At 36.6% G+C, this 12598-nt stretch carries 12 protein-coding genes; 11 read left to right on the top strand and 1 reads right to left on the bottom strand.

Annotation, left to right across the window (positions count from 1 at the left end; translation table 11 throughout):
- The first annotated feature begins 163 nt into the window (after window positions 1–163).
- The 10 genes from ACJAT0_RS06140 to ACJAT0_RS06185 all read left to right on the top strand — a co-directional run bounded on the left by ACJAT0_RS06140 (window position 164) and on the right by ACJAT0_RS06185 (window position 8240).
- Window positions 164–883: a 3-ketoacyl-ACP reductase gene (locus tag ACJAT0_RS06140; protein WP_415180953.1), complete on the top strand. Its 720-nt coding sequence runs from the start codon at window positions 164–166 to the stop codon at window positions 881–883.
- A gap of 435 nt (window positions 884–1318) precedes the next feature.
- Window positions 1319–1561, top strand: coding sequence for a hypothetical protein (locus tag ACJAT0_RS06145; protein WP_415180954.1), 243 nt, complete (start codon window positions 1319–1321; stop codon window positions 1559–1561).
- 128 nt (window positions 1562–1689) lie between these two features.
- Window positions 1690–2085: a transglutaminase-like domain-containing protein gene (locus tag ACJAT0_RS06150; RefSeq protein ID WP_415180955.1), complete on the top strand. Its 396-nt coding sequence runs from the start codon at window positions 1690–1692 to the stop codon at window positions 2083–2085.
- Window positions 2086–2145: 60 nt separating this feature from the next.
- On the top strand, window positions 2146–3009 hold the full coding sequence (locus tag ACJAT0_RS06155) for a hypothetical protein (protein WP_415180956.1): 864 nt from the start codon (window positions 2146–2148) through the stop codon (window positions 3007–3009).
- A gap of 13 nt (window positions 3010–3022) precedes the next feature.
- Entirely contained in the window at window positions 3023–3241 is a 219-nt protein-coding gene (locus tag ACJAT0_RS06160) for a hypothetical protein (RefSeq protein WP_415180957.1), read from the top strand.
- 226 nt (window positions 3242–3467) lie between these two features.
- On the top strand, window positions 3468–3815 hold the full coding sequence (locus ACJAT0_RS06165; protein ID WP_415180958.1) for a hypothetical protein: 348 nt from the start codon (window positions 3468–3470) through the stop codon (window positions 3813–3815).
- 106 nt (window positions 3816–3921) lie between these two features.
- Window positions 3922–4410 (top strand): hypothetical protein, encoded by a 489-nt coding sequence (locus tag ACJAT0_RS06170; RefSeq protein ID WP_415180959.1) that lies wholly within the window; start codon window positions 3922–3924, stop codon window positions 4408–4410.
- A 175-nt stretch (window positions 4411–4585) separates the two neighbouring features.
- On the top strand, window positions 4586–5485 hold the full coding sequence (locus tag ACJAT0_RS06175; protein ID WP_374003826.1) for an aldo/keto reductase: 900 nt from the start codon (window positions 4586–4588) through the stop codon (window positions 5483–5485).
- A 225-nt stretch (window positions 5486–5710) separates the two neighbouring features.
- Window positions 5711–7546, top strand: a complete 1836-nt coding sequence (locus ACJAT0_RS06180) for an ABC transporter ATP-binding protein (RefSeq protein WP_415180960.1) — start codon at window positions 5711–5713, stop codon at window positions 7544–7546.
- A gap of 259 nt (window positions 7547–7805) precedes the next feature.
- Window positions 7806–8240 carry a hypothetical protein gene (locus ACJAT0_RS06185; RefSeq protein WP_415180961.1) on the top strand — a complete coding sequence of 145 codons (435 nt, stop codon included), beginning with the start codon at window positions 7806–7808 and terminating at the stop codon, window positions 8238–8240.
- A 913-nt stretch (window positions 8241–9153) separates the two neighbouring features.
- On the opposite strand, the gene lon is transcribed toward ACJAT0_RS06185, so the two are convergent.
- Window positions 9154–11610 carry an endopeptidase La gene (lon, locus tag ACJAT0_RS06190; protein ID WP_374003823.1) on the bottom strand — a complete coding sequence of 819 codons (2457 nt, stop codon included), beginning with the start codon at window positions 11608–11610 and terminating at the stop codon, window positions 9154–9156.
- A gap of 271 nt (window positions 11611–11881) precedes the next feature.
- On the opposite strand from lon, the gene ACJAT0_RS06195 reads away from it, so the two are divergent.
- On the top strand, window positions 11882–12430 hold the full coding sequence (locus ACJAT0_RS06195) for an RNA polymerase sigma factor (protein ID WP_415180962.1): 549 nt from the start codon (window positions 11882–11884) through the stop codon (window positions 12428–12430).
- The last annotated feature ends 168 nt before the right edge of the window (window positions 12431–12598 follow it).

The raw sequence follows: 12598 nt of genomic DNA on the forward strand, positions 1-12598 counted from the left end.
TACTTCTACAGGGATGTATTGAATTTACGCAAGCAACGACAGCGCTGTAGTGAATTGATTCAAATAGGACGTGCTGTTCAGGTTGCGTGCACTGAAAACCTACAACCGTTTCTGAAATTCTAAAGATTTCAACAGAGTTATTTAAAACTATAAAACACATAAAATGCAAGATTTAAAAGGAAAAAAAGCTATCATAACTGGTGGGAATCGAGGTTTGGGAAAAGCTACTGCTCTGGCTTTTGCTCAAGAAGGCATAGACGTTGCCATCACGGGAAGGGATGAAAAGGCCTTACAAGCAACGGTTCAAGAACTGGAGCAACTGGGCGTAAAAGCCACCTATGCGGTATTTGATATAGGCAATTATGCAGCGGTTCAAAAAGGGATCAAAACTTTGATAGACCAGTTGGGATCGGTTGATATTTTAGTAAATAATGCGGGTATTGCCGCTTTTGGAACCTTTAACGAAATGGATGTAGACCAATGGAGCCGTATCATACAAACCAATCTTATGGGAATGTATTATGTGACTAAAGAAGTTTTGCCGCACCTGATCGATCAAAACCACGGAGAAATAGTCAACGTTTCTTCTACGGCAGGATTGAGCGGTAATGCCAGCACATCAGCGTATTCGGCTTCTAAGTTTGCAGTAATCGGGATGTCAGAATCCTTGATGAGGGAAGTCCGCAAAAATAACATCAGAGTTTGTACGTTAACTCCCAGTACCATAGCCACAGATATGGCCGTAAATCTGGGCATAGCCTCTAAGGATTCTGAAGACAGCGTGCTGCAACCAGAAGACTTTGCCGAGTTGGTTGTAGCTGGATTAAAGCTACCTAGAAGAGCTATGCTTAAAGGTGCTTCTCTTTGGTCTACAAATCCGTAGTTATAGTACTATGGAGAAAAGAAATCTTATTACGGGCTTATAAAATAATAAGATAGTTGATTCATATAGATCCTTCAAAAATTGGAAATCCAGTAAAAGACAAAATAAAACAACTTGTTTTATTATTGCTTTCGCGAAAGCGAAAATTGAAAGATATTTTCAAAAAAAAATGAATGAACTAATGATAAAAAACTTAAAGTTATAGGTGCAGGTTTTATATTTGAAACTATAAGTTGATAATATGATCATTTACATCAAGAGATTTTTACCACTAACGCTGCTGTTTTTTTTTGCAGTACTTGCACAAAAAACAACTCAACTGGTAAGGTAAAAGTTCAAGAAGCGAAATCTACTACTTATTTTTCCATCGCCTCCAGAGCAGATATAGGATATTCTACTGGTTATGATAACGAATCGAGTATTGAAGATTTAAGATTGCTTTCTAGAAGAAATAAAAGGGTTTTTTGGGAATTAAATGACGAAGCATATTCCACAGCGTCTATTTTTTATAATGATTATCGAGTAAAATACGGAAAGCTAACTTTTCCATTACAAGGGTATACGCTAACGGTAAACGAAGAAAAGGAATACCAAGACATTAAATACTTTACCAGTCTTTACTTTACAGATAATTATCGAATCATGGAAGGTCAAATGACTTTTGTAATACCATCTTAGTTAGCGTTAGAACTAAAGGAACATCATTTTGAAGGTTATGACATCAAAGGTTCAGAAAAAAAGATAACGGAGATACGATAGTTAGCTGTAAGCTTACAAAAATAGAACCTGGGGCTCGTGAAATTCGCATGCAAGGAAGCTCGTTTATTTATCAGCATGTGTTGTTATTATCCAAGTCATTTAAAGATAATAAAGGAGTTACTCAAAGGCTTTTTAAAGAAACAAAGGACCTCTATAGCTGGTATGCCAAACTGGTAAGTGAAGTAACAATAGATACCGCTCCTATTAAAGAGAAAGTAGCAGAAATTACTACTGGAATTACTGATAAAAACGAGCAAGTAAAACCAATTTATTACTGGGTACAGGATCATATCAAATACATCGCTTTTGAAGAAGGAATCGCTGGCTTCCAACCAGATGAGCCACAAAATGTCTATAACAAACGTTATGGCGACTGTAAAGGAATGGCCATTCTCTTAAAAACCATGCTAGTAGAAGCTGGTTTTGACGCGAGACTGGTATAGATAGGAACAGATGCCATTGCTTATGACTACTCTACTCCTTCTTTACGTGTGGATAACCATATGATTACTGCTATCATGGTAGATGGAAAACCTATCTTTTTAGATGGAACCGAGAAATTTAATAAATACGGAACTTTTGCCACACGTATTCAAGGAAAGCAAGGGCTTATTGAAAATGGTACTGAATTTGAATTAGTTCAAGTACCTCAATTAACGGCTGCCTCTAATCTAGAAAGTTATACAGCAACATTTGACATCGTAGGAGATGACTTGATGGGGCAAATGAAGCGTAGAATGAAAGGAGAACAAGTATCTGGTTTCTTATACAATTTCACTGGATTACCACAAGATAAAAGAGAAGAAGTACTGTTAAGAGTTTTGACAGACGGTAATAGGAATGTAAAGATTGAAAGTTCTTCTCCTTTTGATACTACAGATAGAGATCATGACATTGATCTAGAATACGATTTAAAAGTTTCTAATGCGATTAGTAATTTTGATAACACCTATTATCTAGAACTTGATCCTGTGCGATACATGAGTAACTTTAAAATGCAAGAAGATCGCAAGACCTCATTTCAATTGATTTCAAAAAGAAAAGAACAAAAATCGTTTGTACTTAATATTCCAGAAAACTTTACAGTAGGAACGCTAGCAAAAGTTTTAAATAAAGAAAATGAAAGCGATGGACTTGAAGTATATCCAGTCATTGAAATGCCTATCAAGGATGAATATCCTACCGTAAGCTACCGGTCTGCTATGGAAGTTGAAAATGACTTCTTCTTAAATAGGAACACTTATAATGGTGCTCCAACCGTTAAAGAAGAACCTACAGATCGCAACGCCACTAAAATGTACGTGGTAGAAGCAAAAAATATAGATAAAATGGAAACCAAAAGATGTTACTATCCGCTAGCTGAATAACCAACTGTAAAAATTGAAGTCGCTTTTACGCGTAAGAATAGAGACGAAAAAAACGATTTTATTTTTTAAAGGAGAAGATGGAGAATGCAAAGCAACCGTAACCGAGGAAGATGTATTAGATTTTTACGATCGTAAATTCTACAAGGTTTCAAAAAAAATGGCTAATGATGTTTATGACTATGTAGATGAGCTGAATTTAAAACCAAAGAAAAAAAGTTTAAGGCAGCTTTAGAATGGATACGCTTTTATAAAAACACTACATACTTAGAAGGTGTTTTTCCTTACCAATCAGAAATTATAGGGAGCCAGCCTAATCCTAGATGTTATGAATATTACCTCAGCCGATTTCAGAACAGTACACAAGTTATTAATTTATTGAGAGCTCTTTGTCTTAAACTGGATATAGATTATAACATCCTTATGGCGCAACCACATTTGATGTTAAAATAAAAGACCTTGTGATCAAAGCAAATACTCGAACAGGAGTAAGAGTTAACACTCCTACGCCGCTTTATTTCTTCAGCTATGACGAGAACAGGACTATGTATCGATTTCCAGATATTCTAGAAGGTGCCGAAGTTTTTGTAGCCAAAGTTGAAAAGAATAAAAGAATAAATTCCATTACGACAGAAACCTTACCGGTAAGTACTGCAGACAAAAATATCTATAAAGAAGAAATTACACTATCCCTTACTGACGATAAGAAGAACCTAAAACAATGCGCCACTTCTGAAGCAAACGGTCATCATACTGATGATTATGTATATACACGGACTTCTTGGATAGATTTTTTAAGAGAAGATTAGAAGCAATATACAGAACAAGATCACATCTATAATTGTGGAAGAAAAAGAAATTAAAATTAACACCACTAGTTGTCAATCATTAAGAGATAAAACCAAAGAAACCTAATTGAAAAATAGAGAAGAAGCCGCAGAAAAAGAATGGAATGCTAAAGTCGAAAATTACACCTCTGAAATTGTTCCATCTGGAAGATATGGAAGTAAGAATCCTTTAATAACTAAAGAAAGTTTTACTATTCAAGATAATTACATTGAAATAGGTAAATTCATAGGTGGACAAGTAGAAATTGATAAAAAAGAGCGCGACCGCAAGGTAGATATCTACCTTGATCATGCTTCAAAACACATCTATAATATTGATCTTATCATTCCAGACAGCTATATCGTAAAGGGTCTTGATAAACCGAATCAATCTATAGAAAACTCGACTGGCGACTTCATCACAACAGCTATTATAGAAGGCAATAAACTAAAACTTACCAGCATTAAAACTTATCAAAAGAACTACTTCAAAGCTTCAGAATGGCCACAAATCTTGACTTGGTTAGACACCGCTTTTGAGTTCAATCAAGCTAAAGTATTGCGGCAAAAAGTATAAGTCATTTAGGGTATAATTATAAAAGCTCTTAATGGTTAATAAGAGCTTTTTTGTTTCTGCTTTTGCGAAAGCACAAATAAAAAACATCTCATAGATATAAGAAATCATCAATTGAAAACCTATTATTATATTTTTATACCGCTAGAATATATCCTAAATTTGAAGAAAACTAAAGATGAAAGTAAGTTTACAAAATGACCTAGAAGTTTCAAGAATGGTTTTAGGAATGTGGCGTTTACTCGACTGGAATAAAACCGATCAAGAATTGTTGTCTTTTATTCAGGAATCTATAGAAAATGGAGTGACTACTTTTGATCAGGCTGATATTTATGGAAATCATGAATGTGAAGCGGCTTTTGGTAAAGTGATAAAAAATAACTCGGCGCTGCGCGATCAAATGCAGGTACTTACTAAATGCGGAATCAAATTAAATACAGATAAGTTTCCCGATCGCAAGATAAAATATTACGACTACAGCGCTTCTTATATCATCTCTCAAGTAGAACAATCGCTCAAAAATTTACAAACTGATTATATAGACATACTGTTGCTTCACAGACCGTCACCATTTTTTAATCCAGAGGAAGTGGCAATGGCTTTTGAGCAGTTGAGATCTAGTGGTAAAGTGAATCATTTTGGTGTATCTAACTTTTTACCACTGCAACTAGAATCTTTACAGGCTTATGTAGAGGAGCCTTTAGTGACCAATCAGATTGAAATCTCTCCTTATTCTTTGGAGCATTTTGAAAACCAAAATCTAGATTACCTGATCGGCAAAAAAATCAAGCCTATGGCCTGGTCACCGCTTGCTGGAGGAGAGTTGTTACATCCTCAAACAGATAAAGGAACAAGAGTACTTCAAGCAATTAAAAAAGTAGCGCAAGAAATAGATGAAACGCAACTGGACAAAGTGATTTATCAGTGGCTATTGATGCATCCCGCTGGTATTATTCCTGTTCTAGGAACCGGTAAAATAGAGCGTATAAAAACGGCCGTAAGCTCTGAAGAGCTGAAAATATCTCTAGAACAATGGTTTCAGATTTATATTGCTTCGACGGGTAAAGAATTACCTTAGAAAAGTTTCAGGAAAGCTATAAACTAAAATGAGTATTGGCTTTTAAATACCTTTAAATCAATTTGTTGCTGTTTTTTAATGCGCGTACTTGATGACGACCATTCATTTCCTTCCTACTTCTCAGTTGTATTCCGGTAAAAGAGGTTGTTAAAAGTCCGCTTTCGCGAAAGCGAGAACAGCATAAGCAATTCCTTGTATCGTACCTTTGCTCCTAAAATTAAGAACGTGGCTAGAAGTGCACCTGCATCCATAAAAGAACAAAGTAAAAAGGGAAAAACGTTCTCTTTTAGTGCCTTAAAAACCTTGCCTAGATTCTTTAAAGAAATCTGGCGTGTAAGTCCTCAATTATTTGTAACCAACTTTATCGCTCGACTGCTTACCGCAATTAGTCCCGTGGCTTTACTATGGGTGGGGAAATTGATAATCGATGAGGTTATCTTGCAAATATCAGTAGAGGATCATAATCTGGACCAGCTCTGGACCTATGTTGCCATTGAACTAAGTGTTGCCGTTGTAGCAGATTTGTTGAATCGATTGATCAACCTCACTGATGGTTTGATAGGAGATTTATATTCCAACGCTTCCTCAGAAAAAATTATTAGAAAAACCAATGAACTCTCGCTGGAACAATTAGAAGATCCTGAGTTTTATGACAAACTAGAGCGTGCCAGACAGCAAACAAGCGGTCGTGTAGGTTTAATGAGTGCTTCCTTAAGTCAGGTTCAAAGCGTCATTTCTATAGGTTCCTTAATCGCAGGTTTGATCTATTTTGAACCCTTATTGATCATCCTCTTAGTGTTGAGTATTATTCCTTCCTTTATCAATGAGGCAAAATATAGCTCACACCGTTACTCCGTAGCACGCAGCTGGACGGCAGAGCGTCGCGAACTGGATTACTTGCGATTTATAGGAGCTAATAATCAAACCGCAAAAGAAGTCAAGCTTTTTGGACTGACCGATTATATAGCGGCACGGTTCCAAAAACTTTCTGGTGATTATTACGAAATCAATAAAAAGCTTTCTTTAAAGCAAAGTATCTACGGTTCCTTGTTTAATGTACTGGGAATTCTTTCCTATTATGGGGCTTATATTTTTATCATTTTTAAAGTGATTACGGGAATTCTTACCATAGGAGAACTCACGTTCTTATCTGGATCCTTCAATCGCCTGCGCAACAACTTGCAAGGTTTCTTTTCACGATTCACCGCTATCTCTGAGAGTTCGCTTTATTTGAGGGATTACTTTGATTTTCTAGACATTCAAGTGGAAGATGAAACAACAATTCACACACCTATTCCAGAAGTTATCCAACAAGGTTTTGAAATAAGAAATGTCCACTTTGGCTATAATGGTAGTGATACAGATGTTCTTAAAGGAGTGAGTTTTAAAATCCAGGCAGGAGAAAAAATAGCTTTTGTAGGACAAAATGGAGCAGGAAAAACTACATTGATTAAATTGATCTTGCGATTCTATGAACCTACGCAAGGAGAAATATTACTCGATGGGATCAATGTTGCCAAATTTAATAAACAAGAATACAGAAAACGATTTGGTGTTATTTTTCAAGACTTCTTTAAATATGAGTTTAGTTTGCGCGAGAACATCGCTGTAGGAAATATAGATGAACTTTCCAACGATCCTATGATCAATGACGCAGCACAGCGCAGTCTTGCAGACCAAGTGGTTGCCGTAATGAAAGATGGCATTGATCAACAACTAGGTCGTAGATTTGCTAATGGTCAAGAACTAAGCGGCGGTCAATGGCAAAAAGTAGCTCTTGCTCGTGCCTACATGAAAGATGCTGATGTTATTGTGCTTGATGAACCTACAAGTGCGTTGGACGCACAAGCAGAATATGACGTCTTTGAACGTTTTATAGGACTTACCAAGGGAAAAACGAGCATCATCATTTCCCACCGCTTCTCCACCGTTCGTATGGCAGATCGCATCTTAGTTCTGGAAAATGGAAGAGTGGCAGAAATAGGCACCCATGAAGAACTTATGGCCGCCCCTCAGTTGTACGAACAATTATTTAATTTACAAGCGGCCGGTTATAAGTAAAAAAATGGTCGTACAACAGAAAAATATTGGTGTTCTCTTTGAGTTTAAATTCTAAAACCATTTTCAGAAAAGGAAATAACACCCTACATCTTACGCCCCAATACCCTTAAATGATTATGGTAGTAGGAACGTTAAGGTTATTAATTCAAAAACTATTAAAGTCGATATAAGCACAGGAGATGAGTCAGATGTAACTATTGATGAAGTAAGAGGCGGTTTTTTTAGACAGGGTAACTTAAACGTTGAAATAGATTAAATTATGAAAAAAGGTATCGTTCTACTTGTGATAATAATAACCAGCTCTTATGCAACTTCTCAAAACTTACATATTTATGGTGGTGCTGACTATACAGAATATTTAGGCTGTTTGAACTGTTCACGTTTTGATAGTACATCGATATGGAATGCTTTTGGCGAGTATGGAAGTAGCTTTAGTCATACTTCTATATGGAACGATTTGAATAATTATGGAGATCCGAATAATACGTTATCTCCATGGAATAGCTTAGCTGCAAAAGCTCCAAAAATATTGGATGACAGGGGTAAATTTCAAGGATACTTCACCGCAAATCTATCTGTAAAAGAACGTTCTCTTTCTCGACTTTCTATAGAAATGATTAAGAATCATAAAGAGATACCTAAGGATTTAGGAAGATGGCATACCAAGTTAGTGGTAGATTATAGCAAGTTATAGGTTGATCTAATATGGAGAGAAAACCCCAACCGATCCCTATCTTTTGGCTAATGAAAATACAGTAGTAAAAAGCATTCCCTTTTTCAACTTCCACCCGACCAGTATCGTTTTCGGAGCAAGAGCAATGCACTATTCAATTCAGGTACAAATTTAATAAGGAATTTTACGACATGGGTAATGGGAACGTTTTTTATATAATCAAAATGCCTACCCCGCATTTATTGCGTCAAACCCCATTAGTTTAACAACAAGTTGTTTAAACTGTCTCCCTTTCGCTTGAAGAGAAAGACTGATCGTGCAATTAACTCCTATCGGAAAAGGTTACTACCTATTCTAATCTGCAACATAATGACCTAAAATAAAAAGTCCAAGATTAAAATCTCAAACTTTTAGGATAAATTGGTTTTCTTGAAAAAAACTATTCGCTGTAGGGAATTCTAATCGACTCTGATGCTATTTCAACTTTTACTTTATTATTATTCGTCTCCTGTGCCATTAGCTTCATTTTTTCAGGCGCAACACCTGTAAATATGCGCGACCGCTACCAGACGGAAAACAGGGAGCAGTCTTACTACCAGTGATAGGTTAATCATAAGTTCCCGCTGTATTGAATCCTTCTACATTTACGACCATAGACGCGACAGGTTCCAGAAAGGTGTGGTATTACAAATATTCATACCGATAACTTACATTTTAACTCCGGTGTGCCTATTCACTGCCACATATAAATATATATATATGACCTGCAGAGACTTCCAGTCTCTCCTGAAAACTTGTAAAATTTGCAGCGTTATCAAAGTCGCATCTCCACATAAATGCCACAAAAGATATTTAGTTACAAGTAGTAAACTAATTAAATTAAAAAAGCTCGAGAACAATTCTCGAGCTTTTTAATATAAAATAGACAAGGAGTTTAACTCAACGTCTTTGCATTTTTCACCTTTTGCTTAGTAAGAGCTAATTCTAGTACATTACTCATATCGCTTACGTAATGGAAGGTCAAGCCTTTGATATAGTCCGCTTTAATTTCTTCTATATCTCGACGGTTTTGCTCACAAAGAAGGATCTCTTTAATTTTAGCACGCTTTGCTGCAAGAATTTTTTCTTTAATACCGCCTACTGGTAGTACCTTACCTCTAAGTGTAATTTCCCCAGTCATGGCCAGGCTTTTCTTCACTTTTCTTTGTGTAAACAAAGAAACCAAGGAGGTGAGCATTGTTACTCCGGCACTAGGTCCATCTTTAGGAGTTGCTCCTTCTGGCACGTGAATGTGAACGTTGTATTTTTCAAAAACAGAACTAGCTATTCCTAACTCCTCAGCATTTGATTTAATGTATTCCATCGCAATGGTAGCACTTTCCCTCATCACCTTGCCCAGGTTACCCGTTATGGTAAGATTTCCCTTTCCTTTAGAAAGGATGGACTCTATAAATAGGATATCACCTCCTACTCGAGTCCAGGCTAGACCTGTTACTACTCCAGCAACATCGTTATTCTCATACTTGTCGCGTTCCATTCTGGGCGATCCCAAGACTTTAATAACCGTTTCATTAGTTACTTTAAGGTCATACTCTTCTTCCATAGCGATGCTCTTTGCAGCATAACGCACCATTTTAGCAAGGTGCTTGTCTAAAGATCTTACACCACTTTCACGTGTATACCCTTCCACGATTTTTTCAATCTGCGGCTTGGCTATTTTGAGATGTGACTTATCGAGACCGTGTTCCTTTAATTGCTTAGGAAGTAAGTGTTGTTTTCCTATCTCTACCTTTTCTTCAATGGTATAACCCGTCACGTTAATAATTTCCATACGGTCTCGCAAAGCAGGCTGTATGGTATTTAAACTATTACTGGTAGCGATAAACATCACTTTACTTAAATCAAATCCCATTTCTAGGAAATTATCATAAAAGGAATTGTTCTGTTCTGGATCTAATACTTCTAACATAGCACTAGAAGGATCTCCATTGTGAGAGCTACCTAGCTTATCAATTTCATCCAGTACAAAAACAGGGTTGGATGTTTTAGCCTTCTTGATGCTTTGAATAATACGCCCAGGCATGGCACCTATATAGGTTTTACGATGTCCACGTATTTCTGCCTCATCCCGCAATCCACCTAAGGAAATACGCACATATTCACGTCCTAAGGCTTCCGCTACAGATTTACCTAAAGAGGTTTTTCCAACTCCTGGAGGTCCATAAAGACATAAAATAGGAGATTTCATATCGTTGCGCAATTTTAAAACTGCGAGGTACTCTATGATGCGTTTCTTTACATCATCCAGACCATAATGATCTCGATCTAGAATACGCATACCACGCTTGAGGTCAAAATTATCTTTAGAAAAGTGATTCCAAGGTAAATCAAGAATTAAATCTAGGTAATTGCGTTGTATAGAATATTCTGCCACTTGCGGATTCATTCTTTGCATTTTTGATAGTTCCTTGTCAAAATGCTCTTTAACATCACCATCCCATTTCTTTTTCTTTGCGCGGGTACGCATTTCATCCACTTCTTGATGGGAGGAAACACCTCCACCTAACTCATCCTGAATAGTCTTCATTTGCTGCTGCAAAAAGTATTCCCGTTGTTGCTTATTGATATCTGTCTGTACTTTAGATTGTATATCATTTTTAAGCTCTAACTTCTGACGTTCTATATTCATAAAACGCAAGGTTTCGAAAGCTCTTTCTTTAAGATCATTGATCTCCAAAATCTTTTGCTTTTCTGCTACTTTTAAATTCAAGTTAGAAGAAACAAAATTGACTAGAAAAGAATCTGACTCAATATTCTTAATTGCAAAAGAGGCCTCTGTAGGAATGTTAGGGCTTTCTTTTATGATCTCAAGAGCGAGTTCTTTGATTTTCTCTATTAGCGCCTTGAATTCTTCATCATCTTCAGCAGGACGTTCATCTGGAACATCTTTAGCTACGGCAGTAATAAAAGGTTTTTCTGTAACGATCTCACCCATTTCAAAGCGCTTTTTACCTTGAATGATAACGGTGGTATTCCCATCAGGCATCTTGAATGTTTTCAAGATTTTTGCTACCACACCAGTTTTGTGTAAGTCCTCAAAAGTAGGCTCTTCTATATCTTCGTCTAACTGAGCTACAACACCAATGGCGATACCTTTTTTATTAGCATCCTGTAATAATTTAATCGAGCGATCGCGTCCTGCGGTAATAGGAATAACTACACCTGGGAACAATACCATGTTTCGCAACGGCAATATAGGGAGTGTTTCTGGCACACTTTCCTTATTCATTTCTTCCTCGTCCTCACTCGTCAATAACGGTATAAATTCCGCATCTTGATCAAATTCTTGGGGTGACAAGCTGTCTATTGAAAATCTCTTTGGTTTGAACATATCTTTTTATATCGCCACAATGTCATACAGACAACGGGCATTTATTTTTTAAAATTAACTTTTTTGCAGTTACTCCATTTGTTCTAATTTCGCGAAAGCGGAATAAAACCTGTATAACACACATTATCAAATTAATAACTACTAATAAGACCTTTACAAATATGTTGTTTCCTATATCGCATCAAGTCTTATACCTATAAATTTCAAATTCCTTGCCATGAAGTGTAACATCAAGGAATAAATTGCATCTTTAAAGCGTAACACTGACCAAGTGACTTTGACCATAGCTGAAATAGAACTTTATAACCTCTGTGAACAAGGGGAACGCAAAGCACAAATGCGTGTCTATGATCAATATTCAAATGCCATGTACCATGTAGCATTTAGAATAGTAAAAGACACCGCACAAGCTGAAGATATTATGCAAGACAGCATGATTACCGCGTTTTCTAAGATGCAACAATGGAACCGAGATGCAACCTTTGGCAGCTGGTTAAAAAGAATAGTGATCAACAATAGCCTTACGCACCTAAAAAAAGAAAAAAAGATGCCGAAAGTGGCCTATGAAGAAGTAGCCTACGAAATGGAAAATCAAGCAGACGATCAAATCGATATGGAAACTGCAGGAATGACCGCCAAAAAAGTACTCGAAGTAATGCGCCTACTAAAGGATAATTACAGAACTATTTTAACGCTTAGCCTTATAGAGGGAATGGATAATGAAGAAATAAGTGATATTCTGGGCCTATCCAATGCGATGTGCCGCACCACCATCTCACGAGCCAAAGAAAGCTTAAGAAATAAAATGCAACTTATATGAAAAAAGATATGAAAGAATGGTTTGCAGAACAAGATTTTAATACAGAATCATTGCCTAGTGGCCACAGAAATCGATTTTTAGATAAACGGGATGCGATTTGCGATATGGAGGAATTAAAAGATAAAATAGTTCCTCTCGTACCGGTAAATTTTAATCAGACTACCGAAG

Origin of the sequence: Nonlabens sp. (genome assembly GCF_047636915.1) — a bacterium.
Taxonomy (GTDB): Bacteria; Bacteroidota; Bacteroidia; order Flavobacteriales; family Flavobacteriaceae; genus Nonlabens.